At 45.8% G+C, this 25,972-nt stretch carries 16 protein-coding genes; 5 read left to right on the top strand and 11 right to left on the bottom strand.

Translation table 11 applies throughout. From position 1 onward, the window contains the following. Window positions 1-67: 67 nt before the first annotated feature. The 3 genes from IE117_RS21150 to IE117_RS21140 all read right to left on the bottom strand — a co-directional run bounded on the left by IE117_RS21150 (window position 68) and on the right by IE117_RS21140 (window position 3,889). Window positions 68-1,024 (bottom strand): isopenicillin N synthase family dioxygenase, encoded by a 957-nt coding sequence (locus tag IE117_RS21150; protein WP_189566876.1) that lies wholly within the window; start codon window positions 1,022-1,024, stop codon window positions 68-70. Between the two features lie 91 nt (window positions 1,025-1,115). Further along, entirely contained in the window at window positions 1,116-2,546 is a 1,431-nt protein-coding gene (locus IE117_RS21145; protein WP_189566874.1) for an alpha/beta hydrolase family protein, read from the bottom strand. 38 nt (window positions 2,547-2,584) lie between these two features. Beyond that, window positions 2,585-3,889, bottom strand: coding sequence for a gluconate:H+ symporter (locus IE117_RS21140; protein WP_189566872.1), 1,305 nt, complete (start codon window positions 3,887-3,889; stop codon window positions 2,585-2,587). 200 nt (window positions 3,890-4,089) lie between these two features. Between IE117_RS21140 and gyrA the strand changes: the two genes are divergently transcribed. From gyrA to IE117_RS21120, 4 genes are all read left to right on the top strand, one after another. After that, on the top strand, window positions 4,090-6,666 hold the full coding sequence (gene gyrA / locus IE117_RS21135) for a DNA gyrase subunit A (RefSeq protein WP_189566870.1): 2,577 nt from the start codon (window positions 4,090-4,092) through the stop codon (window positions 6,664-6,666). 60 nt (window positions 6,667-6,726) lie between these two features. Next, the gene (locus IE117_RS21130; protein ID WP_189566868.1) at window positions 6,727-8,190 is read left to right on the top strand and encodes a tetratricopeptide repeat protein; all 1,464 of its coding nucleotides are present in this window, start codon (window positions 6,727-6,729) and stop codon (window positions 8,188-8,190) included. A gap of 362 nt (window positions 8,191-8,552) precedes the next feature. Beyond that, complete coding sequence (locus IE117_RS21125; RefSeq protein WP_189566866.1) at window positions 8,553-10,301, top strand: T9SS type B sorting domain-containing protein; 1,749 nt, start codon at window positions 8,553-8,555, stop codon at window positions 10,299-10,301. Between the two features lie 74 nt (window positions 10,302-10,375). Further along, on the top strand, window positions 10,376-13,501 hold the full coding sequence (locus IE117_RS21120) for a T9SS type B sorting domain-containing protein (RefSeq protein WP_189566864.1): 3,126 nt from the start codon (window positions 10,376-10,378) through the stop codon (window positions 13,499-13,501). A 299-nt stretch (window positions 13,502-13,800) separates the two neighbouring features. Here the strand turns inward: IE117_RS21120 and IE117_RS21115 are convergent, their stop codons facing one another. Then, window positions 13,801-14,247: a helix-turn-helix transcriptional regulator gene (locus tag IE117_RS21115; protein ID WP_189566862.1), complete on the bottom strand. Its 447-nt coding sequence runs from the start codon at window positions 14,245-14,247 to the stop codon at window positions 13,801-13,803. 255 nt (window positions 14,248-14,502) lie between these two features. Next, a complete protein-coding gene (locus tag IE117_RS21110; RefSeq protein WP_189567016.1) occupies window positions 14,503-15,318 on the bottom strand; it encodes a 2,3,4,5-tetrahydropyridine-2,6-dicarboxylate N-succinyltransferase in 816 nt (271 codons plus the stop codon). Between the two features lie 666 nt (window positions 15,319-15,984). Between IE117_RS21110 and gap the strand changes: the two genes are divergently transcribed. Continuing rightward, the gene (gap, locus tag IE117_RS21105; RefSeq protein WP_189566860.1) at window positions 15,985-16,992 is read left to right on the top strand and encodes a type I glyceraldehyde-3-phosphate dehydrogenase; all 1,008 of its coding nucleotides are present in this window, start codon (window positions 15,985-15,987) and stop codon (window positions 16,990-16,992) included. Window positions 16,993-17,021: 29 nt separating this feature from the next. Here the strand turns inward: gap and trmB are convergent, their stop codons facing one another. From trmB to IE117_RS21075, 6 genes are all read right to left on the bottom strand, one after another. Then, window positions 17,022-17,693: a tRNA (guanosine(46)-N7)-methyltransferase TrmB gene (gene trmB, locus IE117_RS21100; protein WP_189566851.1), complete on the bottom strand. Its 672-nt coding sequence runs from the start codon at window positions 17,691-17,693 to the stop codon at window positions 17,022-17,024. A 10-nt stretch (window positions 17,694-17,703) separates the two neighbouring features. After that, window positions 17,704-18,999 carry a bifunctional folylpolyglutamate synthase/dihydrofolate synthase gene (locus IE117_RS21095; protein ID WP_189566849.1) on the bottom strand — a complete coding sequence of 432 codons (1,296 nt, stop codon included), beginning with the start codon at window positions 18,997-18,999 and terminating at the stop codon, window positions 17,704-17,706. Between the two features lie 2 nt (window positions 19,000-19,001). Continuing rightward, window positions 19,002-19,919 carry a hypothetical protein gene (locus IE117_RS21090; RefSeq protein WP_189566842.1) on the bottom strand — a complete coding sequence of 306 codons (918 nt, stop codon included), beginning with the start codon at window positions 19,917-19,919 and terminating at the stop codon, window positions 19,002-19,004. A gap of 98 nt (window positions 19,920-20,017) precedes the next feature. Then, window positions 20,018-21,106, bottom strand: coding sequence for an HU domain-containing protein (locus IE117_RS21085; protein WP_262893117.1), 1,089 nt, complete (start codon window positions 21,104-21,106; stop codon window positions 20,018-20,020). Window positions 21,107-21,145: 39 nt separating this feature from the next. Continuing rightward, window positions 21,146-22,813 carry a TonB-dependent receptor gene (locus tag IE117_RS21080; RefSeq protein ID WP_189566837.1) on the bottom strand — a complete coding sequence of 556 codons (1,668 nt, stop codon included), beginning with the start codon at window positions 22,811-22,813 and terminating at the stop codon, window positions 21,146-21,148. 30 nt (window positions 22,814-22,843) lie between these two features. Then, complete coding sequence (locus IE117_RS21075) at window positions 22,844-25,858, bottom strand: tetratricopeptide repeat protein (protein WP_189566836.1); 3,015 nt, start codon at window positions 25,856-25,858, stop codon at window positions 22,844-22,846. Between the last annotated feature and the right edge of the window lie 114 nt (window positions 25,859-25,972).

Genomic DNA, 25,972 nt, shown 5'->3' with positions numbered 1-25,972 from the left:
AGCAGGGGAGGCATTACTTACAACTCCTTCCGGGAATCACTCCTGACTCTCAACTATCCATATTCGCTTATTTTTTGAGCCCCAACTCCCGTAAACGCTCGTCCAGAAACTCGCCTGCCGTCATGTTGACGTACATTTTAGGGTGTTCGGCATCAACGCAGTTACCCAGGCAGGTCAGATCCATGTCGCCCCGGGGGTGCATGAAAAATGGAATAGAATAGCGCGAAGTACTCATTTTCTCCCGCGGCGGATTGACCACGCGATGAATGGTCGATTTGAGTTTGTGATTGGTCAGGCGGTCGAGCATGTCGCCCACGTTCACCACGATTTGATCGGGTAAAGCCGTAATTGGAATCCAGGTGCCGTCGCGACGCAGGACTTCCAGACCTTCGGCACTGGCCCCCATCAGCAGGGTGATGAGGTTGATGTCGCCGTGGGCCGCTGCCCGTACCGCGCCTTCGGGTAGGTCGTCGGGATTGGGAATTGGGAAATAATGCAAAGCACGCAGGATACTATCGCCCTTTTCAACTTTATCGTCAAAATAGAATTCTGGTTGATCAAGATACAGCGCTAAGGCTTGCAGCAGAGTCCGGCCGGTATTCTCAAAAGTACGGTATACCAAGGTAGTGTACGCTTCGAACTCGGGCATGTTATCGGGAAAGACATTCCCTGCCATGCCCTCCGGAGGTTCCGGCTGGCCAATGTGATAGAACTCTTTCAAATCGGCTACTTTGAAACCTTTGGCCGTTTCTTTCCCTTTTCCGATATAACCGCGCTGGCCGAAGAGTTCTTCGTGTTCATATTTTTTCTTCTCTTCTGCTGGCATGGAGAAAAAACGCTTCACTGCTTCGTACAATTTCTCCCGCATTTCATCGGTTAGGCCGTGGTTCTTGATGGCCACGAAGCCGATGGTGTTAAAAGCTGCGCCAAGATCAGCCACGAATTGGGCTTTCATATCCGGGTCGCCTGATGTAAAGTCGTGTAGATCTAGGGATGGTACTTCGTTCAATATTTGATCTTGCATGGAGCGGGATTTTTGGATAGCTGTTTTTGCAAAAATAATACTTTTCGTCTACGGTCAGACAGGCTTTCCCCTGTGTGGGTAATCATTGAAACTAACGCGTCTTAATTATTTTCTCACCCAGCCAATCGCCCATCATCTTCAGAACTTCGGGTGAAATCGTTTCCGTCAGTTCCCCGTACTCATTGACCGTGCACTTGTCGCAATGCTGGAAAAGATGATTCAAACCCGGCATTTCCTTCACGGTGACATCCTTATTGCCATTTCTCTTTATTTCCGCCCAACCCAGCAAATTGGGTTTAGCTATGACCTGAATATCCTTCCCACCATTGAGGGCCAGTACCGGACAGTTTATTTTGGCTAGATTTTGCGCCGGGTCATATCGAATAAAGTAGTTCATCCAGGGGTCTTCCAGCGTTCTTGCCATCGTCCGTACGAACTGTCGTTCCGTCGACTCATTATTTATTCCTGTCAGCGAAGTGAATACGCCGGGCATGACGGTACTTCGCCAAGCATTTACAGCTTCGGTGATTTTACGGTCCAGGGCAGCGGAGTCTTTCTCGGTTGCTGCGGCTTCCATTATGGCGCGCATCATGGTTCCGTAGCTCTCAGCGACTGGTTCGCGTACTTTCATGCTTTTCAGGTTTGCGGTGTTCTGCTGGGCCATCAAATCGATGATTTTCTCCCCGGGTCCGGCCAATGAAATGATAAACGCCACGTCCTCGGGACGCTCAGCGTTAACAATTTGGGCAATCAGTCCACCCTCGCTATGGCCGATCATGCCCACTCGCTTTGGATTGATTTCCTTTCTTTTTTGTAAAAAATTCAGGCTCATCATGGCATCCTGCGCGTAGTCGGCGGAAGTGGCTTTGGTTGGACCAGTTGACAAGCCCATATTTCGGTCGTCCACGCGTAGCACCGCAATACCCCGGCGAGTCAGGTAGTCGGCAATGACCAAAAATGGCTTGTGGCCCAGAATCGTTTCGTCGCGATCCTGCAGACTGCTACCAGTAATGAGCAAAGCAGCTGGAAATGGGCCATCTCCCTTTGGTGTCGTGAGCGTTCCTGCCAAGTGTACTTTTCCGTCCGGACTGTCGTAGGCCACGTTTTCGCTGCGGTAGTCAAAAGGAGGCGAGGGGGTTTGGGGGCGATCCAGGCTTACGGCGTTGCCGCTGCGTTTGAGGTCGAGCGGTATGTTGAAACTACCTTGCCGCAACTTGCCGGTAGTTAACGAGCGAGCGGCATCAAATTTTCCTGCATAGCTACCCTGAATCATTTTAACAAAAATGAAAAGACTGTCACCTTCGACTTTAACCTCGTCGCATGGCAAGGCTTTCGCTCCTTGCGCAGGCACGTCCATCGTGGCGGATAGGCTTCCCGCACTGGCGGCCGAAATGTTGAATGCTATCAGCAGTGGCTTACCGTTTATCTCAGCAGTACCTTCCCATCGGCCAGGTACCTGGGCTGAGACAATATTTGCTGCTGCCAAGAGGCAAACTACTAATTTCAGTGTCTTCAATTTCATACCAAATTTCCCTTGCCTATCTGACATTTTTATATATCCTAAACAAATATATTCAGCGCCAATACTCCCAACAAACCCACCACTGAAACGATACTCTCCATCACTGACCAGGTCAGGAGCGTGTCCTTGATGCTGAGATTGAAATACTCCTTATAAAGCCAAAACCCCCCATCGTTCAGGTGAGAAAACATCAAACTACCTGCACCAATGGCCAACACGATCAATTCTGGAGCCACGGTACTTTGCATCAGAAGGGGAGCCAGGATGCCCACCGTTGTCAGGCCGGCGACCGTGGCCGAACCAACACATACGCGGATAATGGCGGCAATGCCCCAGCTGAGCACGATAGGGGAAATGTCGACTCCCTTTAACCCCTCGGCTATGTATTGACTCACCCCGCTTTCGGTCATGATTTGTTTGAAAACACCTGCACCGGCGATTATCAGCAGAATCATCGCTACACCCTTAAAAGCCTCTTCCATGGATTTGGTAATGCCACGCATATCCATGCCGCGCCGGATTCCGAGCACATAGGCAGCGAACAACACAGATACCAGCATACTGAAACTTGGGTCGGCCAGAATTTCTATGAATGCGTAGCCGGGAAAAAGCTTGTTAATGCCGGACATTCCGGTGAGCAAAAATACGGGTAGCAGTGCGGCCAGCGCACTTATGCCAAGACTTGGTAGCTCACCGGCAGGTCGGGGCTTTACATCGAAAAGTAACGGATCAGGCTTAGGGTTGAAGCGTTTCAGCGTACGACCAAATAGCGGGCCAGCCACTGCGATGGCAGGGACTGCGACAATCAGGCCGTAAAGTAGTGTTTTGCCCAGGTCGGCGTTGAGTTGCGTGGCGATGGCGGAAGGGGAGGGGTGAGGTGGCAAGTAGCCGTGCGCTACCGACAGAGCCGAGAGCATCGGAATCCCGACATATAATAAAGGTAGTTTTGCGGAAGAGGCGATCATGAATATCAGCGGCACCACTATCACAAAACCCGCATTGTAAAACAGGGGGATCCCGATCACAAATCCGGCCAGAGCCAGACCCCATTGAATGTTTTTGGTGCCAAACAAACCTATAAGCGCATCCGTAATTCGTTGGGCAGCCCCGCTGTCGGCCACCAATTTCCCCAGCATGGCGCCAAAACCGACGATGAGAACCAGTTCGCCCAGCGTGCCCCCTACGCCTTTCTGTACCGCTGCCGCAATTTGACTTACGTTCAACCCGCTCGCCAAACCCAGACCAATGGATACTAAGAGAAAGGAAATAAAGGTGTCCAGCTTGATCCAGGCGATGAGCAGAACAAGGCACAAAATTGCCGTAAATGTGAGTAGGAGGGGCATTCGGAAGAGTTTTTAATGTGATTTCGGGGTATAAGGCATTTTGAAGGCTAATATAACGGTGTTCAAACCGGCAAATATTTGGGCAAAACCCGAAAAATGACGAAATTTGACTCTTTAAAAGGTATGTTGTGGTGCATTATTTAAACCATGACATATTTTATCGCTCCTAAAACTAAATTCGTTGATTCGGTACTCCTTTTATGGCAGAAACTAACACTGGTAATATCATCCCCATCAATATAGAGGATGAAATGCGGGGGGCTTACATCGATTACTCGATGTCGGTCATTATTTCCCGCGCTCTCCCCGATGTACGGGACGGTCTTAAGCCCGTTCACCGCCGCGTTCTTTACGGCATGTCGGACCTCGGGGTCAATTACAACAAATCTTACAAGAAATCGGCGCGGATCGTGGGTGAGGTACTGGGGAAGTACCACCCGCATGGCGACTCCTCCGTATATGACACAATGGTGCGTATGGCCCAGCCTTGGTCGCTGCGCTACATGCTGGTCGATGGACAGGGTAATTTTGGCTCGGTGGACGGGGATTCTCCCGCTGCCATGCGATATACCGAAGCCCGGTTGAAGCGAATTGCCGACGAACTGCTAAATGATATTAATAAGGAGACGGTCGACTTTCAACCCAATTTCGACGATTCTTTGCAGGAGCCTTCGGTTCTGCCCGCGAAGTTCCCTAACTTGTTAGTTAATGGCTCGTCGGGCATTGCCGTAGGTATGGCCACCAATATGGCCCCGCACAATCTCCGGGAGGTCATCGACGGGGTAGCCGCCTATATCGACAACAATGAGATTACCATTGCTGAACTCATGGAGTTCATCAAGGCACCCGATTTTCCGACGGGCGGCACCATCTACGGTTATCAGGGCGTTCGCTCTGCCTTCGAGACGGGTAGAGGGCGGGTTATCATCCGCGCCAAAACCAATATGGAGGTCAGCAAGACGGGCCGTGAGCGGATTATCGTTACCGAGATTCCGTACATGACCAATAAGGCCAACATGATTGAACGCATTGCGGGCCTGATCAACGATAAAAAGTTGGATGGGATCTCTGATTTGCGCGATGAGTCGGATCGTGACGGAATGCGGATTGTCTTTGACCTGAAGAAGGACGCCATTCCCAATATCGTTCTCAATCACCTTTATAAGTACACCCCGCTACAAACCTCTTTTGGTGTTAACAACGTAGCCCTGGTCAAAGGTCGCCCGATGATCCTCAACCTGAAGGATCTTATCAAGCACTACGTCGATCACCGCGTGGTGGTGGTGACCCGCCGCACCGAATACGAATTGCGCGAAGCCGAGAAGCGGGCGCATATCCTGGAAGGGTTGTTGATTGCACTGGACAATCTGGATGCAGTTATCAATTTAATTCGCAGCGCCAAAGATCCCGAAGAAGCCAGAACGGGACTGATTGAGCAATTCCAGCTTTCTGAAATTCAGGCTAAGGCGATTCTAGAACTTCGCCTGCAACGCCTGACCGGGCTCGAAAGGGATAAGATCATTAAGGAATACGAGGAAATCATGGCACTGATCACCGACCTGCGTGATATTCTGGCCAATGAATTCCGCAAGTTTGAAATTATCAAAACCGAGCTTAGCGAAATTCGTGAGCGTTACGGGGACGATCGCCGCACTGAGATCGAGTACGCTGCTGAGGAATTCAGCGACGAGGACATGATCGCCGATGAGGAAATGCTCATTACAATTTCCAGCGAGGGGTATATCAAGAGAACGCCGCTGCAGGAGTACCGTACCCAGACACGGGGTGGGGTAGGTGCAAGAGGGGTGAAGACTAAGGATGAGGACTTCACTGAGCACCTTTTCTCGGCCACCATGCTCAACTACCTGATGATTTTTACGGAATACGGAAAACTGTTCTGGCTGAAAGTCTACGAGGTCCCCGAAGGCGCCAAGACATCCAAAGGGCGGCCCATCCAGAACCTCATCAGCATTGAGTCGGGTGATTCCATCCGGGCGGTGATCAATGTCAAAACGCTCAGTGATGACGACTACATCAATAATAATTACATCATCATGTGCACGCAGCAGGGAATCATTAAAAAGACCCTGCTTGAAGCTTATTCGCGTCCACGGCAGAACGGGATCATCGCCATCTCCGTCAAGGACGGCGACCGCTTGCTGGATGTAGCTCTGACCAATGGCGACAATGATATCATCATCGCGCAAAGCGTTGGTCGGGCCGTGCGCTTCAATGAAGGCGGTGTGAGGCCGATGGGGAGGACCGCAGCCGGAGTAAGAGGAATTAATCTAAGTGACAGCCCTGATCTGAAAGCGATCGGTATGGTTTGTATCAATCGTGAGGACGCGCAATTGCTGGTCGTATCCGAAAACGGTTTTGGCAAGCGTTCGCCTGTGGAAGATTACCGCGTCACTAAGCGTGGAGGCAAGGGTGTAACAACTCTTAAGACATCGGAGAAAGTCGGCAAACTTGTTGCTATCCGCGAGGTGACCGAAGATGATGACCTGATGATCATTACCCGTAATGGTATCGCCATCCGCATGAGCGTGACCGATATTCGTGAAGCAGGGCGCAATACTCAGGGCGTAAAGCTCATCCGCTTGAATAATTCGGACGAAATCGCCTCGGTAACTCGGATTTTGAAAGAAGAAGTGGAGGAAGAAATAGGGGAGGAGACGGAGATCACGGAAAACGCCGCATTGAACGGACAACTTACCGAATCCACCGGCCAGGCCCCTGATTCCGGCGATTCGGCCGATTCTGAAGTCACGGAATGATTTTTTAACTAATTTTTAACCTAAAATAGTAAGACAACCACCAACCAATCAAATCAGTATATGAAAAAGATAATTTTTGTTTTGGGACTGGGCCTCTTCAGCGGCTTAGCCATGGCGCAAAATTCCGCTGTGGATGAGGTGATGATGAAACAAGTCCAAAAGGATAAAGAGAAGAGTGACAGCGATATTAAAGACGAGAAGAGTGCCGCAAAAGCAGCTACATGGATGGATCGTGCCAAAACGTATCAGGACATTGCTCTGCAATATTCTTCGCTTGATTCCAGTGCAGTAATTGAAGCATATGATGCTTATAAGAAAGTTATAGAACTGGACGTCAATAAAAAAGGCGCACCGGGGCGCTTGTCTAAAGAAGCCACGGATATTTTGGCTGGAACTGAGGGTAATCTCTACAATGCCTTCGTGAAGCAAGGAGCAGAGCACTATCAGGGCCAGAATATGGTCAAAGCGCTTGAATTATTTCAAAGGGCGCAGGAGATCAACAAGAAAGATACCCTGGCTACTCTGTATGGCGGTATCGCTGCTCAGCAGGCCGACAAAAAGGATATTGCCATTGATGAATTCAATAAGTACATGGCCAATGGTGGCAAAGACCCCAGCGTTTATTATGGATTGGCTCAGCTGTACCGGGCGGATAACCAGTTTGACAAGGCTATTGCTACGTTGGAGAAAGGGTTGGAACAGAGCCCCGATAACAAAGATTTGAAGTCTGAAATTGTAAACATTCACCTGGCCTCCGGTAATGAGGACATGGCTATCAAACAATTGCAAGAGTTGACGGCTAAGGATCCTTCCAATGTTACGAATCTGGTCAACCTCGGTATCCTGTATGATAATATCAACATTAAGCGGGCGGGACAAATCCGTGAGCTTCAGGAAAAAATCGGAGCAACGGGTGGTCAGGCTGATAAAATGGCTAAGCAGCTTGCTGATGAAAAAGATAAGCTGAATATTTATGAGGGAGAGATCAAGCGGATCACGGGCTTACTGAAGAAGCAGCCCAAAAGCGCTGATTTAAAGCGCCAACTCGATGAAGTGACTGCGTCACGGGATGAGGCAAAGACGAATGTCGCCAAGTACGAGGCTGACGTAAAAGCAATGGCTGAGAAAGCCAACAGTCCTGATAAGGCAGCTGCCGAAAAAGAACTAGCCGACTTGCAGGCGAAATATACCGCTACCAAGAAAGACATTCTTGACAGCTATCAAAAGGCGCTGGCTGCTGAGCCTGAAAACTACGACGCATTGTTTAATTTGGGTGTAATCTATTTTAACGAAGCAGTAGAGAACAAGCGTGAGATAGACAACATGGACATGCAGGAATATCAGAAGTCAGGTAAAGTGGTTGAAGGCAAGGTGTGTGGGCTTTTCAAAAAAGCAAAACCTTATTTCGAAAAAGCCGTGAAGGCGAAGCCTGATATGGAGGAAGCCAGTTCTACACTGGAAACCTTAAATAACGTCTTAGCCCAGTTTGAAGGGAAAAAGGTAGAGTGCATTGCAGCACAATAATTGAGTAATAATAAAGCACTCATATCTATGAGTGCTTTATTATTGAAATATCTATTTAACATAATATAAATTATAAAACATTCGAATCAATATTGTTTAATGTCAAAATGCTCATTTCAAAGGAGTGAGAGAAAATTGATTTGTATAAGTAAAACAAGGCCTATTACATTTTTTACTAACTTATGCGTCGCATGACCAATATGTTGCGTACTATTTAATATTTCTTTGATGCAAGTATGAAGAAAACTTTACAATTACTGTTTTGTACTGTTTTAATAGGATATGGAATGTCTGCGAATGCGCGCCATATTGTCGGAGGTGAAATCCGCATGGAAGCAACTGCGACTGCCAACCGGTATACTATGACGCTTGTGCAATTTTGGGATGAGAACACGCTTACGAACGGAAATACTGATCAGAGTGCTGAGTTGTTATTCTATCGGAAGCGTGATAACAGGCTGGTATTTAAGAGTAATCTTCCTTTCGTTTCCCGTCGGAATGTCAGCTATCAAAACCAGGCCTGCGCTGCGTATCGCTCTCTTAAAACTATAGAAGGTACTTATAAGTCGACGGTAACGCTACCACCATCCGATTTCGATGATCCGCAGGGATATTATATTGTATGGGAAAGATGTTGCCGCAACGATGACATCAATAACATAGACGCTCCGGGATCAAACGGTATGGTTTTCTATTTGGAATTTCCGCCGCTAACTACCCAAAATTCATCACCGGTCTTTTCCTTCCCTAATGGTGACTATATCTGTAAGGATCAAACCTTCTCGATGAATATGTCGGCCAGGGATGCTGACGATGATGAACTGCGCTACTCCCTTGTCACTCCAATGCGGGGCAACACTGGCCGCACCAATCCAATCGGTAATGACTCTCCCAAGTCTGGATATGCATTGGTGAACTGGTCAGCCGGAATTTCAGACCAAAATATGATACCTGGGAGCCCCAGCTTGAAAATCAATGAGCGTAACGGGAATCTCACCGTTGTGGCCGACCAACTGGGTCTGTATGTTTTTACCATTCAGGTGGAAGAATACCGTAATGGAGTGAAGATCGGTTTAGTTCGTCGCGATTTTCAGCTTCTGGTAATTGAATGCAGCAAGAATACCCCCCCCGAGCCTTTTGTGTATCACGAGAAAGTAAAGGCTAATATTTTGGAATTTTGTGAAGAGCGTCCGATCGTACTCGACACGGAAACTGCTCCCAACTGGTCTTATCAGTGGCAACTTAACGGCCAGAACATTCCCGGGGAGACCAGCCCGTCCATTACCGCCCGGGACACGGGAAGCTATGCGGTGGTAAAAAGTTTTAAGGACCAGTGCTCCAGGGATACGGCATCGCAACTAGTCAAATTGGTACAGGGTACTCCCCCACCCGCAATAATAAGCCGGGCAACGGATACGATTTGCGCGGGAAAAGAACTGTCTCTCCTGGCCAATGAGGGAAACACCTATTCGTATGAATGGACCAAAGGATTCGAGAAGCTTTCTGAAAATGGCAAAACCCTGAAAGTATCAGAGCAGGCATGGTACCATTTGTTGGTTCGGGATGAAAAAAATGGATGCACTGCACGAGATAGTGCAAGGGTCAGCGTGGAGGAGATTTCGGTCAGTTTGCCCGCCCGCGCGAGTTTGCTGCGAGGAAGCTCCTTACCCTTACGGCCCAAAGTCGAATCAACCAATGGGCCGGTCAGTTATAGTTGGTTTCCACCAGAGGGACTTAGCAGTACTACCGACTCAGTGCCGACAGTGACCCCTGATGATAATAGAGCGTACGTTCTACAGGTTACCTCCCCTATTGGATGTATTGCGTCGGATACTATTAATTTATTTGTCATCGATCGGCTATTCATCCCAGATGCCTTCAGTCCAAACGGAGATGGTATTAACGACCTGTTTGTAATCAGAAACGGCGATGACCAAATTGAGGATATCAGGATTTTTAACCGTTGGGGAAGCGTAGTTTACCAGAACCAACACTACGAGAGTCCCTGGGACGGACGCTATAGAGAATCTTTTGTGCCTGCTGGCTCGTATATCTATCAGATTAAGACACCTTTCTTAATGTACGAAGGGGTGATAACTGTTATTTATTAGGGATCTTTCTCTGCCGAACGCTGTCTGTCGGTTATTTCTGCGTTGAGGAGGCAAAGATCTATTGCTAGCCTCCTATGAAGAAAATTCTTTCTTTCATCCTTTTTGCTATTAGTATTTTGGGTCCATTGCATAGTTGGGCCAGCCATATTTTGGGTGGGGAGATACGAATGGAGACCACCGGACAGGCCAACCAATTCACGATCTCAATGATCCAATTTTGGGATAAAGCCAACTTGACCGTAGCCAACCGGGACCCTCGGGCTGAAATGCTGTTTTATCGCAAACGTGATAATGCACTTATTCAAAGGAGTTCAATTCCTTTGCAGTCTTTCAGTAAGGTAGACTACCAGAATGATATCTGTACACAATTACGCTCTCTTGATAGCCAGGTTGGAATTTATAGCAGCGTAGTTACCCTGAACCCAGGCGAATTTAATGATCCGGGGGGCTACTACATCGTTTGGGAAAGGTGTTGCCGCAATGCGGCAATTGGCAATATCCGGTCTCCTGGTGAGAGTGGATTGGTTTTTTATCTGGAGTTTCCTCCGATATCTATAAAAAATTCTTCACCCATTTTTAATGTCCCCAATGGAGACTACATCTGTAAGGATGTTCTCTACACTACGAATGTAGGTGCAACAGATGCCGACGGTGACGAGCTCCGCTACTCGCTGGTCACGCCGCTAAGGGGAAATACAAGTCTTCAGGAACCCGATGGAACAGATTCACCGAAAGCCGGCTACCCAATAGTTGACTGGTCAGCTGGATTTTCCGCCCAGAATGCCATTCCAGGGAATCCCGCGTTGAGCATAGACGCCCGAACCGGACAAATCACGGTGACAGCTAATCAACTGGGCTTATTCGTATTTACTGTTCTCTGTGAAGAATATCGCAATGGCGTGCGAATCGGCGCAGTAAGGCGGGATTATCAGTCTCTTGTTATTGAATGCAATCCGCCACCTTCTGTTCCAATCATTCTTAGTGACTCTCAATCGGATAATAAAGCAGAAATCTGCGAAGGTCAAACGAAGATGTTTGAGGTTCAGGAACCAGGTGATTGGTTGTACCAATGGTATCGAGGTGGTCAAAGTATTACGGGAGCCACAAATCGAAAATTTGAAGCGCGCGAAGCAGGAGTATATACAGTAGCTAAGCGACCACTCAATCAGCAATGTACCGGGACTGCTACCTCCCAGCCCGTAGAACTAGTATATTCAAAACCACCCGTTGCGAATATTGTGCAATCGAAGGGTACTTTATGCGGAGGTGAAAGTTTGAATCTTACAGCTACTACAAATGAATTTTATACCTATGAGTGGAGCCGCGGCTCTGATATTTTGCCGGAAGCTGGACCAGTGTTATCCGTAAATGATGCGGGGATATATTCATTGGTAGTTCGTGATAAAGTTAGTGGCTGCATGGCAAGTACGGCCGCGGAGGTGTTTAAAGAGGAAGTCTTTGTTGATCTCCCTTCACAAATTTCGGTACTTCGTGGGGAGAGTGTCACTCTCCTACCCGATGTCAAATCTTTGGTTCCAGTCAGGTATTCCTGGTCACCTAAAACTGGCTTGGACAACTCAGCTGTGGCGCAACCCGTTGTCAGACCAAACCAATCCATAAGCTACATATTAAATGTAATGACTGAAAATGGATGTGTTGCACTGGACAGTATCCAGGTCATCGTAATTGATTGCAGCCTTCCGCCGGTTCCTCTAATTGAAAGCAACAACAGCGTTGAAACAAGTATAGAAATTTGTCCTGAGAGACCCGTACTTCTCCAAATAAGAGAACCGGGGGATTGGACCTATCAATGGAAGCTTGACGGTTCAGATATTCCAGGTGGAGATGGTGATACACATTATGCATCGAAAGTTGGTAAATACTCAGTTACACGAAGATTTAAGAATAGCGAACTGTGTAGATTGTTTTCAATTTCAAAATCGGTTAACCTGATTCCAGGCAATCCACCAATCATAGATATCAATGGAAACAATATAGCCTTGTGTCCAGGCGGATCAATTGATATTGAAACTACGGCTAATGAATCTTACACCTACCGTTGGTTATATGAGCAGAACCCCAATATCATTGGTTCCGAAGCAAGTGTTTCTGTAAATGAGATAGGAATGTATCAGTTGGTCGTAACCAATGAAGAGAACGGCTGCACATCACAGGAGAAATTCGATGTAAAATCGGACACTTCAACTATTCCCACTCCAACTATTTATTATAACGGTCAAACTACTGAGGCGATAGCGTTTTGTGCCGGAGAGACAAAAATGCTTGAAATACAAAATCCGGGTGATTGGGTATATCAATGGTACCTGGATGGCATATTAATTAAAAACGCTAATTCCGCGGCGCTGCCTTTATCCAAAGAAGGGTTTTATACTGTAGAAAAAAACTACGACGCAGGAAAGCACTGTGCCGGACCAGCGACATCCAAGCCAGTTGAGGTAGTGGTATTTGATAGTCCAGAAGCAGAAATTCTCCGAGCGAGTGAGGTTTTATGCTCAGGCAACAAACTGGATCTGGAAGCCCAGGCTAATGATTCTTATAATTATACATGGCAGTTTAACTCAAAGATATTGGCCGAAACGGGATCACGCTTGACCGTCAGCGAAGGAGGCTTTTATCAGCTTACGATAATTGACAAGCAGAATAACTGTTCAAACAGGGATAGCGTTTTTATCGCAGAGGAGATGATTGCAGTAGAGCTCCCGGACAAAATTATTATTCGACGAGGTGGAAGTACCATACTTGACCCAACGAGTTCTTCATCTGCCCAAGATGCCAATTATCTCTGGACTCCATCTTATGGCTTAGACGATCCGGATGCATTGAAAACAAAGGCTTTCCCGGACCAAACTACCAGCTATGTTTTAGTTGGCAAAACGCCCGGAGGATGTACAGCTGCGGATACCACCGAGATAATTGTTGTAGACAGAATCTATATTCCGGACGCTTTCACCCCCAATGGTGATGGGATTAATGATTTGCTAATGGTGGCCAACGGAAAAGAATTGGTGGAAAGTATAAATATTTATAATCGCTGGGGTAGTTTGGTGTTCCATAGTGAAAATTACGAAAACCCGTGGGATGGCACATTCCATAATACAAAGGTTCCATCTGGTAATTACACATATATAATCCGGACTTCCATTGAAACTTATAAGGGCAGTATAATGGTACTTTATTGAGATTTAGACCAAACGTTTACATCCCTTTCAAAGTACTTTATGACAATTGCGTAACTCCCTAATAAATAGGTAGTTATAATCCACGTGGAACAGGTAGTCCCAAATCACTGATATTCAGAAGGATAGGTGTCATATTGAGGTTTATATATGTAACTTATTTCTGAACGAGTCTTAGATTCATAGTACCTCATAAGACTTGTAATCAGCAGGTTGTATTTGGATAATTATCAGATATTTAATCCGTTTGTGGTTGAATTCAGAAAATCACCATGTCTTCTCATTTGTCAACCAAGTTAGAGTTATTGGGGGGTGTATTGTTTGAAAGTACCATCTGAATAGAATACCAAAATTCTTTCAATTGATTTTTGAGCTGTTTGGGGAGAGATTTGGTCGATTTGAATAGCCCCGAGATTTCGTTGTACGGTACTTGGTTCAGGCTTCTTTTTTTCAGGCAAATCTAAGGGGGTAGAAGATTGCCTGGGAAAAGCCTCTTGACGAATGTTTCCAGAGTTCACTTCACTACGGTCGGGCTCTACGTTTGGCAAATCCTCTTCATCCATAATCCATTCCATTCCCAGATCAGGATACCGTCTGATAATTTTCTGCACAATGTCCAGACTAGGTTTGTTTCGCCCAGCCAAAATGTGTGAAACGCTTGATCTTTGTACACCAATTTCATCTGCAAAATGGGAAGGCGATATACTTTTGTCAACTAAGATCTGTTTAATTTTGTCATTTAAGTCCATTCGATAGGCGTTTATGATTTTTACAAATGTAATATATAATGTTAAACAAGCAATATATATTTGTAAATAGCTGTAATTGTTGACAATTGTTTATAGGCATTGTGTAGTTTACAAATGTGCTATCCTCTCATACACTTACGATTGCGATGTGTTTATAAAAAAGCGCGGTCCCATTCCAATATGAGTGAGACCGCGCTTTTTAGGATTAACATTGCTAACTATTTAGCAATGTTAATTGGAGTAATACGAGCATTGCTAAACTATAACCTGATTATCACGAAGCGCATCATTCAGCGAAGTCTTAAGATCAGTGCTTGGTTTACGCTTTCCGATTATAAGAGCACATGGTACCTGATAGGTACCAGCGTTAAACTCTTTGGGAAGTGTACCTGGGATCACCACTGAATCGGCCGGCACATAGCCTTTGTATTCCACTGGTTTGTCGCCTGTGACATCGATAATCTTCGAGCTGCCAGTGATTGTAACGCCTGCACCAAGGACTGCTCTCGTCGCTATATGCGCTCCCTCAACCACAATACATCTGGAACCTATAAACGCTCCGTCTTCAATAATGACGGGTGCTGCCTGGACTGGTTCCAGCACCCCTCCTATTCCTACGCCCCCGCTGAGATGGACATTTTTACCGATTTGCGCACAACTACCTACGGTCGCCCATGTGTCCACCATGGTGCCCTCATCGACATACGCGCCAATATTAACATAAGAGGGCATTAAAATGACACCTTTGGCCAAAAATGCGCCATAACGCGCTACGGCTGGCGGAACAACTCGTACTCCCAGACTTGCATAGCCGGTTTTCAGGCGCATTTTATCGTGGTATTCAAAAATCCCGATTTCGGAGATTGACATCTGCTGGATGGGAAAATACAGGATAATTGCTTTTTTCACCCATTCATTTACCTGCCACGTGCCGTCTGATCGTTGCTCAGCTGCCCTTAACCGCCCTTTGTCCACCTCCTCAACGATGTTTCTGATGACCTCCTGATTCTCGACAGCTGAAATCAATTCACGATTTTTCCAGCAGTTTTCAATGACTTCTTGATAATTCATGTTAAAGTATTTATTTAATAAAACTAATTTAAAGATACTCAAAAACAGCAGGTTACAGGGTAAAAGATATAATTAAAAAATATTTATTCATTTTAAATGATTATCATATTGTTATCACACAGCCTAATTCTTACTGTCACTTGCGGCAAATATAAGGACAAGGCGACAGCATGCCTCGATTTTATACAAACAACCTCCTGGAAGCAGGAAATCTAGCTGTATAATAGTTGTATTATATGCATTTCTGACTTCATTGATTAGTTTGGTGACAGTTGTTCTGGTGCAGAATTCGCTTTGGAAGCAATTCAGGATCCGTGATAATGACTACCAATCCTATGGATTTCGATTCAATACGATTGGTAGCATTTTATTCACGGCCTGTATAGGAACAATGCTTGCTAGGTACTCGGCCTCCCCTACTATATAAACTCAGATAAGAGGAAAAACTTAAATACATAATACTATTATTTTTAGTAATTTTTGGGCGCCATTTTTAGTATTTTGCTAATTATTTTAGACTACTATTTAGCCTTTTATTTTAGTAAACATTGCTTTCTATGTTTATCCTTAGTCTTTACTGCACTCTCTTGATAATAGCTGCATTTCCGCTGTTTAAACATGGATTTTTATTAATATTGTCATTATTAACCAATCCTAGAATCAATAATGTCAGACGTAAAAGTTGCAATCAATGGTTTTGGCCGGATCGGCCGCTTGGTATATCGTCAAATCTACGATATGGAGGGTATTGATGTGGTTGCCATCAATGATCTCACTAGCCCGGGAGACCTGGCTCACCTACTCAAATATGACACTGCACAGGGCAGATTTAACGCAGAGGTAAAATCCACAGATAATTCAATTACAGTTAATGGAGAGGAAGTCGTAATATATTCCCAACGAGATCCTGCTCAAATTCCCTGGGCGAAGCATGAAGTGGACGTTGTTTTAGAATGCACGGGTTTCTTCACAAGTGATGAGAAGGCCTCTGCCCACCTTACGGCGGGTGCTAAAAAAGTTGTCATCTCTGCTCCTGCAACTGGTGATGTAAAGACTATTGTCTTCAATGTTAATCACGATATTCTCGATGGCTCGGAGAAGATTATCAGTTGTGCGTCATGTACAACTAACTGCCTTGCTCCCATGGCACAGGTACTTGATGAGAAATATGGCCTCATCAATGGTTTGATGACAACGATTCACGCTTATACCAACGATCAGAATTCACAGGATTCTCCGCACCCGAAAGGTGACTTGCGGAGAGCTCGAGCTGCCGCGCAAAATATAGTACCCAATACCACTGGTGCTGCAAAAGCCATTGGATTGGTCCTGCCCAATCTCAAGGGTAAGTTGGATGGTTCAGCTCAACGAGTTCCGGTATTGACCGGTTCTCTAACAGAATTAACCTGCATTGTAGGCAAATCTGTGACTGTGGAGGAAATCAATGCTGCTATGAAGGAGGCATCGAACGAAAGCTATGGGTACACTGAGGATCCAATCGTTAGTAGCGATATCATTGGCATCACCTTTGGTTCACTATTCGATGCGACACAAACTAAGGTTCAGAGCGTCGGCGACACACAAATTGTTCGTACAGTGAGCTGGTACGACAACGAGATGTCCTACGTTTCCCAATTGGTTCGTACTGTCGACTACTTTGCAAAACTGATTTGAGTTATCACAAATGCAATAAAAAAGGGGCCTTATATTGAGGCCCCTTTTTTATTTATAGCTCTTATATAATTGATATCAAACCCTTTGGAAACAAAGGCTCTCTCGTAATGGGTAGAAATGCCATGATGATGGGCTAGAAGATCTGACTGATATAAATTAGAAGTCTGACTTACTATTTCAAAATTCATTTCATCGATCGTGCCCAGACTATATTCATATAAAGGAAAGCTGTCAGTCTTCAAGTGAAATAATCCCTTTGGTTTGAGGTAGTACTCATATTTTTCAAGAAAAGAAGTATTTGTCAGCCGCTTCTTTTCATCACGATCGCGTAACTGCGGATCCGGATGAACAAGCCAGATCTCGTCAATCTCGTTTTCTACAAAAAACTCATCCATGTACTGAATCGATGTCCTCAAAAAAGCAACATTAGTCAACTTAAGTCCGGAAGCAATTTTACTTCCGCGAGCCAGACGGTCGCCTTTTATATCAACCCCTATGAAGTTACGATCAGGGAATTTCTGGGCCAAACCGATCGTATATTCACCTTTCCCGCAAGCTAATTCCAGTGTTATTGGATTGGTGTTGCCAAAATAAACCTCATTCCACTTTCCCTTTATTGTTGTGTAAAGCGGTTTGCCTCTTTCAATTACGTTTTCGGCCTCCCGGCTATACTGGTACTTGTCTAACTTATTTCTGCTCAATGTAATTACGCTAAATTTGTACTAAATCTGCCACTACAAAAGTACTACCACCCACGTAAATGGCATCATGGGATGAAGCATTGGTAATCGCCTGGGAAAGCGCCTCATTAACGTTCTTGAACGAACTCCCATTTAAACCCAGCTCATCGGCTATTAGAATCAATTCTTCCACCACAAGTGCCCGTTGGATGGAAGGCTGACAAAAATAGTAAGACGCGGAGCGTGGAAACAAGGCGAGAATGCTACGAACGTCTTTATCAGCCACGAAACCCAAAACGAAATGCTTTTGCCTGGCCGATACGGAAAGAAACTGCTCAATGGTTCGCCTCATTCCGTCCAGATTGTGGGCTGTATCGCAAATCACTAACGGATGATCCTGCAATTTTTGCCAGCGGCCTTTAAGGCCTGTGGACGTTACAACAGATGATAGTCCGGATAAGATCGATGGTGTATCAATAGAATAATTTTGCTTTTTTAGGATGTCCAGAGCGCATAATACTCCTTTCACATTATCCGTTTGATAAATTCCCGCCAAGTCCAGGTCAATCTCTACTCTGGAAGAATAGTTTAAATTTTCAACTACCACCCTCTGCCCGAATTCTGTCAAGGTCCTTTCTACTATTTTGTAGTTATTAGAGGCAAATATTAGTTCTGATTCTAACTCGTTGGCTTTGCTTACAAACACCTCGCTGACCTCAGAAACCGGGTTCTCACTCAAAACAACCGGAGTATTACGCTTAATGATACCCGCTTTTTCCACTGCGATTTTAGGTAAGCTATCTCCTAAATGCTGAGTATGATCCCAACCAACGTTGGTAATAACAGACACGAGTGGTTGTATAATATTAGTAGAATCCAGACGCCCCCCCATCCCCACCTCCACTACGGCTATATCGATTGCCTGGCTGGCAAAATATTCGAAAGCCATGGCCACTGTCACTTCGAAGAAAGAAGGCTTGTTATCCTCAATATAGGTTTGATTTCTCTCAACGAATTCTGCAACATAGGCATGAACAACTTCCGCACCGTTAATGCGAATACGTTCAGTAAAGGATTTGAGATGAGGGGAAGTGTACAGTCCTACTTTGTATCCCGCAGCTTGCAAGACTGATGCGAGCATGTGGGAGGTACTGCCCTTTCCATTTGTCCCCCCTACATGAATCGACTTGAACTTTTCGTGGGGATTCCCCAGATGATCACTAAATGCTATTATACCAGAAAGACCCGGCTTATAAGCCCGGGTCCCTTGATTTTGAAATAATGGTAATCGACTATAAAGATAGTCAATAGCTTCCTCGAAAGTCATTCTCACCGGGCGCTTATCTTGAATGTTATCGTGCCCGTAGATTCATCGGGTACATTAGCAGCCTTTTGTACGAACGTAAGTGCACGTACGGCGTCTTTGTATTTGTTTATTACTGCGTAATCGGTAACAGTAGAGCGAAGCTGTATGACATTCTTGACGCGGCCGTTACTGCCCACAATAATTTTAAAGGTGATTTCACCGGTGGCATCCGAATTATCGTTTACGGACGGGGGACGCGACCAAGCCCAGCCGTTCAAATTCAAACCAACTGCAGTGCCTCCGCCACCACCGCCACCTTTATAGGTCTTGGCATACAGGCTACCACTTTTCGCTCCCTTATCCCCCACTCCTTCGGCATCGTCACCATTGTTATTTCCTCCAACCCCTGAGGTAGTCCCGTTCGTTCCATTACTCCCAGAACCAGAACCGGAGGATTTCTTAAAGAGAGCGTCGTTGTTGATGGTCTTGGTGGGAGCCGGAGTTGTAGCACTGGAAGTACTGGGAGCGCTACTACTGACCTTTTTTGATTCATTGCGGTTTGGCTCTTCCACAGGACTTTCAGCCTTAGAAGTAATAACTGGCTTTTGAACTACTTTGGTAGTTGGTTTAGTGGGCTCTGGCCGTGGCGAAGGTGGTGTTGGACGGGGGGCCTCTGCCTTCTTCTCTATTTTTTCCTCCCCAGCCTTCATGTTCTCAGCAATTTTTGAGTCACTGGGCTTATTGAAAGTCTGGATTTTACCGCTTCCCACATCACTGGTGCCATAATTGACTTCCACAAACAATTCCATGGGAGCAACTACCTTCTCCGACTGATTTAACCGGATGAAGAAAAAGGCGGTAAGTATAAGAAGCGTTGTTGCCAATGAAATGGCCCAGGAGGCAACAATTCTTTGGCGATCTTCAGCTTGGATGAGTAGCATAACTTACGTTTTTTCGATATAACGTAAAGTTAGGATGAATTCGTCTCCTATACAAAAAAAGGCCCCGAAGGGCCTGAGTATTGTGGATTAAATTATTTCTATTTCTTGTGATACACCCAGGATTCTGCGCTTAACAGTCCATCGACTTTGGCTTTATCCTGCATGGCAGCATCATGCGTTTTATAAGAACCCGCTGAGACTTTAACCCACTTGCCGGGTGTATCTGAAAGAACGCTCGCCTCAGCAAAGCCATGGCGCAACAGCTGTGATTGAAGCTTTCGGGCATTTTTCTGACTGCCAAAACTGCCTGCAATCAAGAAGTAATCCTCAGCTGGCTGAACTGCGGTATGTTGCTCTTCGCGTAAAGAATTGGCAGCAAGCATGGTGGGATCTTCTTCACTCAGGTTTTCCTCTTCATTTGCTGGCAGTGTACTCTTAGGAAGTGTTTCCAGAAAATACACTGTTTTCACATTTGAAAACTCAACTGATCCATCCTCTACAAGTAGGGCTTCATTCCCATTCCCTGAGGCAGGCTGGTAGATATTCCTGACCAGAGATACTGGATCAAGCGAACTCAACAAGCTGTTATCGGAAGGCTCATAAAGGTAGCTGGCCGCGCTTGCAGCGCAAATAAGCGTTACTGCAGCTGCCCATCCCCATCGGAGGTTGTTTCTGCTAGACAAAGGAACAATGGATGCCTCGTCAACCTCTACCATTTCGGCGCTCTCAATCGAGTCAGCCATCGAGTTCATCCAGCCAGGCTGCCATTCCGATTTCTCAGCCTTGATCTCTTCGAAACCAAAACTTTCCTGCTCGTAGTTTTGAGAATAGTCGGGTTCGAAAATCAGCTTCCCCTCATTGTTAGTGGAAAAACTACCTATCTGATCTATGGAAACCATTTGCTGGTTTTCGAGTTCTGCCCGCAGCGACAACACAAACTTTTTGATCTCCTCAGCTGCCCTGTCGCGAGAAATGTTCTCCCCGGCAGCAAAATAGTAGGTCAGAAGACCATCATCAATTTTCAGAATCTCGTTAAAGGCCAGCCTTTTGCAAGACGGCTTGAAAATCCTGGCGGTCTCATCGTATCGCACACCGATCCGGTGGGTGAGAATACCACCAAATTCTGGAATGATGACACAATCGAACTCGAACAGCAATTTACGGATGTACTTGTCAACAGGTGTCATCTTGTTAATTTGGTTTAGCTAAACTTTAACTAAACGAAATTAGAAAGAAAATGACAAACCACCAACAAAGTTCAAACCCATCTGCGGATAGTAGAGGTACCGGGAATATTGTTTTCCCAAGATATTGTTAACCGAGACAAAAGTAGAGAAGTTCTTGGTTAACAGGTAGTCAATCTTCAAATTGAGATCAATAATGGCGGGGAGATTTATAATTTTTTCACTTTGAAAATTATTTCCCTTTAATCCGCTAATCACGTAAAAGTCACTGCTGATGAAAAGCTTCTTGTTAACCGAAAGTGCGTTAAACCAGTTTAATGAGAAGGTTGGCCGATGCCAGGCCTCCTTTAACACACCGAGTTTATAGTTGTAAAAGCTGGTTTTGAGTGACGTGCGAAGTATGTCGTTGTGAGTATAACCAACCTGCGCCGAGACGGTCAAGATATTCGTTTTGTCTCCATCATATAGTACTGAGAACTTGGATGTATCGGCCAGAGAATTATTGAAAGAGTAAAAGTTACCGTAGTTGGCATAGGAAACCTTACCTTCAAAATTTATTCCCTGCGTGTTTTCTCCTTTAACACCCGCATAGATATCCGATCGCTTATCCGTATTCAGAATTAAGGCATCCGGAGCCAACCACTGATTTTCTGAGAGCATTGAGCGCAAGGTGTTGCGTACTAAGTCACCATCCCAGCCCCCAAAGATGTGCAAACCGGGAACCGGTACAACATCCAGATTAAGTACAGGGTAAATACGCGTACTATTAATGTTAAGGGTGTTATCGGTCTGATTGACTACGTTGACCCCAGCTGTCACCGAAAAGAAATCAGATATGTACTTAAAGTGAGGTTTAATGCGAAAAACATTGCGATTGTAGGTTTCGGAATCAACCCGCTGCGAAATAAAGGCCCCCGCTTCAAAAAGTGCATTCAAGTTTTCAAATACCGGGGTTGATGCCTTGATCGTGGTTCCCCAATCCGTCTCAGAGGCATTGTAGCGATCTCTGAGATTATAAAAGTTTGTACGAACAGAATAGTCGACAAGGGATTTTGCCTCGGTATTTTCAAAGCCGAGCTGTACCCCAAAAAGGTTCGTAGTTTGCCGGATGCTATCCCGATCAATAAGGGTAGTTTCGGGTTGAGGCTGATACCCATAGAAATAATAATTCCTCCGGTCGTAATCAATTTGCCCATCTATTTTGAAAGCATTGCGAATGTACTTGCCCGCAAAGCGAAGATCAGTGGTGGAGTTTGCAGAGTTTTTTCCGTAAACTGGTCCTGTCGCCGCTGATAACTGTTTCAGATTCGCCGAAAAAACAAGGTCGTCCGACGGCCGTGTACTGACAAACCCCTCCCCCAAAAATCGACCGTAGTTTCCGCCACCGAGTTTGATATAGTTATTCAATGCTTCCGGCATATTCTGCCTCGACTTTTCATCAGAGGGTATAGATACTGACGGGGTCAATTTTGGCGAGGCCAGGTTTATTTTTGGATCTATGAACTCATAAGTGACCTTTTTGTCGCCTGTTTTAGCTTCTACGGGCTGTACCTTATCAAAGAGTCGGTTGGCCACCGGAAATTCTATACTCTTTTCCTTAACGATTTCGTAGGTCTGGCTTTCGATTTCTCCCCTTTGGGCAAAAGCTGTAACGGATGACACGAGTGTCAACACGATGAAGCCGCTGTTCCTATATTTAATCCTGTTCATAGTATGTTATTCGTTGCTCGGAGAGGGATTTTAATTTTTATTGATTTCGGCCAATTTTATTTTTGCCAGATTCACTGCTTCCACATCCTCTGAATTTTCGATGATGGATTGGAGTGTTGCTTTCGCCTGGGCTTTCTCATTCATGCCCATGTAAACATCAGCCAGCAGGATGAAAGACCTCACACGCCAGAAGTCGATTCCTTCAAATTCTTTGCTCAATTCAAAAACGATCTTTTCGGCTTCCGTAAAGTTTTTCTCCTTAAACTGAATCATCGCGATCCAGTACTTTGCTTCGGCACCGTACTCATCCTTACTGGCGGCGGCCAGTTTCCTGAACTCCTCGGTTGCTTTGGCGTAGTTGCCTCGGTCGTAAGGTACTTTACCTAAATATAATTGCGCTTTACCCAAACCGCCCGGAACTATGTTGCCAACATTAATGACCTGGTTGGCGTAATAGAGAGTCGAATCGTAACTTTTAAGGGAGTAGTAGGTATCCATGAGGCCAATCCAGGCAATGGTTTGTTCCTTCTTGTTCTCAGCATTCCGGAGCAGTACTTTAAAATTGCTTACCGCGCTGGCAAAATTCCCCCGGGCTATCTCAAGCTCAGCTGATTTTTGTGCAGCGGCGGCCACGTAATTCGATCGGTTTTCCTGCACAACCTGCGCATAGTACTGCAACGCCTTTTGGGTTTGTTCAGACTTTTCGTAGGAAGCTCCCAAAAAGTACCTCGCATCATACTGGTTTTTGCTTTGCGGATAAGCCTGTAGGTAGTCTTGCAATGCCTGAATGGCCTGTGGGTACTTTTCCGCATAAAAGAGGTTACGAGCGTTATCAAACTCCACTTCATCGAGTTTGGTATTGCCTGGGTTGTTCCTCCGCACAATAGCAAGTACCTGCGAAAACTCTTCGGGACGGCCTACGGCATTATAGCTCTCCTGAATTCCTTCCAATGCACTGCTGGCGGAGGGAGAGGCAGGAAATTCCTGTAAGATGCGCTTGAAGTCATTAATCGCCTCCTCATAAACCTGAATGTTATAGTATGATTGCGCACGACGCAACAAAGCGGCAGGAATCAGAAAGCTTTTGGGCTTTTCATTAATCATCCGGGTAAACAATCGCACGGCCTGCTGGAAATTATCCTTCTGAAATTCCAGATCGGAAATTTGGAACATGGCATCGTCCACGTAACGGGAGGCCGGATATTGACTGATTAGTAGCTCAAACTGACGTCGGGCATCCATTTCGCGGTTCATGTATACATACGCCCGACCTTTCTGAAACAAGGAATAGTCATTGTCAACCTTGCCATTGCGCGTTACCTGTTCGTACGTATTTACTGCCTCGGTGTATTTTTTAAGGGCAAGGTAACTGTCACCCAGCCGAACGTATCCATCCTCAATCATCTGGGCTGACATTCCTTCCGTATTCGCCGTAAATTCTTTGAAGTAAGGCAATGCCTCAGCGTACTTTTTCTGGTTGTAGAATGTATAACCCAATCCATAAAGGCTCTTCCGGCGATAAATGCCAGCATCCGGGTTTTTAGACAGTTGGGTGTATATGGGTCGGGCCTCATCGTATTTTTGCTGGGCAGAATAAGACTCTGCCTTGTAATACGTAGCGGCAATAAAAATGTCTTTATCATTGGGGTACTTGAGCGATTTGTCAAAATCGACTATTGCCGCAGGGTACTTTTCTGTATTAAACTCAGTAACTCCCTGGTTGAAAGTAAGCCGCTGGTAGGTGGCATTAATTCTGGGGGTTCGGTTGCGAAGCCCTTCGATGTAGGTGATAGCCCCTGCGCTGTTGTTGGAACCTGAATAAGCTTCGGCAATCAACTGAGCGACTTCATCCTGATTTTTGTTATTAGGGTACTTAGCAAGGTAATCGCCAAATTCCTTGATTGCCTCACTGTAATTCCCCAACTCCAATTGAACCTTTGCGTGGTTGTAGGCTGCCTCTTCCTGAACAAGTGGATTGAATGGCAACCGGGCCGCATTGTCGAAAGCGGTGAGAGCAAAATTAGGATTGCTGGTCTGCAGGTACCCAATCCCCACCAGGTACGATGCATACTGCGCCACTGAATCTTTTCCAGTCGCAATATTCTTCATTGTTTCAATCGCCCCTTCAAAATTGTTGCTTCTGAACTGCGAATGACCATAATGCAATGCAACGGTAGGCGCTAATCCACCACGGACCATCCGCTTGTAACGATCGTATGATTTTACCGCTGCTTCGTAATCACCTTTTTCGTACTGCACTTCGGCAACGTACAAGGCAACGTCGTCCAGGTTGTTGTTGCCACGCTGCTGGGATAGCAGGCGCTCACCGTAAGTCAGTAGGGTATCAAAATCTTTAAGTTGGTACAGGGAAGACACGATCCAGTTGGGTGCTTCATTTTTATAGTAGGTATCATTCTCGATTCGCAGAAAATCCTCGTAAGCCTGCCGGTAGCGATTTTTCTTGTAGTTGATAACCCCAGCGAAAAAAGAAGCATCGGCAGCATTTTCAAAATCAGTTTCTGTTTTAACCTGATCGAAATAAGTCAGTGCCTGGTCCAAGTTCTGCGTGTTATAGTAAGACATTCCCAGTCTATACATCGTTTCGACCCGCTTACTTCCGCCGCCGCCCGTTTGCATTGCCTTCTCCAAGTAGCCAATGGCCTGTTCGTAATCACCGCCTTCGTAATAGTACTTCCCCAGATCGGCGTATATCAGTTGCGCTTTGGGATGCTCGGCATGACTACGTACAAAGCGGTCCACTTGTACCTCGGCTTCCGGATATTTGAGGTAAAGTCCCGTTACTGCCACGTAGTATTCAGCTGTGACAGCATTATAATCACTGGTAGTGAGCAGTTTGTCCTGAGAAGCCAGGAATTCGTTGAATTCCTGACGAGCGGCCACAAAATTTGATTTCTCAAAGTATTCCAATCCATTGCGGAAGTGGACTTCAGGCTGGGTGTAGCCCATGGAGTTTTGACCAAAAACCGCCGATTGGCCAAGAAAGGCAACGATTAGCAGGGTTTTCAGACTACGCTTCAATAACATAGAGTTTGGGTAGGTGAGTGAGTGGTAGAATCGCCAAAATTAGGCTTTGTCATGCTGTATTCAAACTTAGCGTATCGGGATGCCAGCGAATACTTAACGTAATTAACGGCAAAG

Origin of the sequence: Persicitalea jodogahamensis, from assembly GCF_014651615.1 — a bacterium.
Lineage (GTDB): Bacteria > Bacteroidota > Bacteroidia > Cytophagales > Spirosomataceae > Persicitalea > Persicitalea jodogahamensis.
Note: the sequence above shows the minus strand (reverse complement) of the source record. Positions and strands in the feature narration are given on the sequence as shown.

What these genes read in the sequence shown, in the direction of transcription:
- gyrA (WP_189566870.1), top strand. Translation starts at nt 4,090, where the DNA reads ATGGCAGAAACTAACACTGGTAATATCATCCCCATCAATATAGAGGAT.
- IE117_RS21130 (WP_189566868.1), top strand. Translation starts at nt 6,727, where the DNA reads ATGAAAAAGATAATTTTTGTTTTGGGACTGGGCCTCTTCAGCGGCTTA.
- IE117_RS21080 (WP_189566837.1), bottom strand. Translation starts at nt 22,813, where the DNA reads ATGAACAGGATTAAATATAGGAACAGCGGCTTCATCGTGTTGACACTC.
- IE117_RS21090 (WP_189566842.1), bottom strand. Translation starts at nt 19,919, where the DNA reads ATGCTACTCATCCAAGCTGAAGATCGCCAAAGAATTGTTGCCTCCTGG.
- IE117_RS21075 (WP_189566836.1), bottom strand. Translation starts at nt 25,858, where the DNA reads ATGTTATTGAAGCGTAGTCTGAAAACCCTGCTAATCGTTGCCTTTCTT.
- IE117_RS21085 (WP_262893117.1), bottom strand. Translation starts at nt 21,106, where the DNA reads ATGACACCTGTTGACAAGTACATCCGTAAATTGCTGTTCGAGTTCGAT.
- IE117_RS21140 (WP_189566872.1), bottom strand. Translation starts at nt 3,889, where the DNA reads ATGCCCCTCCTACTCACATTTACGGCAATTTTGTGCCTTGTTCTGCTC.
- IE117_RS21145 (WP_189566874.1), bottom strand. Translation starts at nt 2,546, where the DNA reads ATGAAATTGAAGACACTGAAATTAGTAGTTTGCCTCTTGGCAGCAGCA.
- IE117_RS21120 (WP_189566864.1), top strand. Translation starts at nt 10,376, where the DNA reads ATGAAGAAAATTCTTTCTTTCATCCTTTTTGCTATTAGTATTTTGGGT.
- gap (WP_189566860.1), top strand. Translation starts at nt 15,985, where the DNA reads ATGTCAGACGTAAAAGTTGCAATCAATGGTTTTGGCCGGATCGGCCGC.
- IE117_RS21095 (WP_189566849.1), bottom strand. Translation starts at nt 18,999, where the DNA reads ATGACTTTCGAGGAAGCTATTGACTATCTTTATAGTCGATTACCATTA.
- IE117_RS21110 (WP_189567016.1), bottom strand. Translation starts at nt 15,318, where the DNA reads ATGAATTATCAAGAAGTCATTGAAAACTGCTGGAAAAATCGTGAATTG.
- IE117_RS21125 (WP_189566866.1), top strand. Translation starts at nt 8,553, where the DNA reads ATGACGCTTGTGCAATTTTGGGATGAGAACACGCTTACGAACGGAAAT.
- IE117_RS21150 (WP_189566876.1), bottom strand. Translation starts at nt 1,024, where the DNA reads ATGCAAGATCAAATATTGAACGAAGTACCATCCCTAGATCTACACGAC.
- IE117_RS21115 (WP_189566862.1), bottom strand. Translation starts at nt 14,247, where the DNA reads ATGGACTTAAATGACAAAATTAAACAGATCTTAGTTGACAAAAGTATA.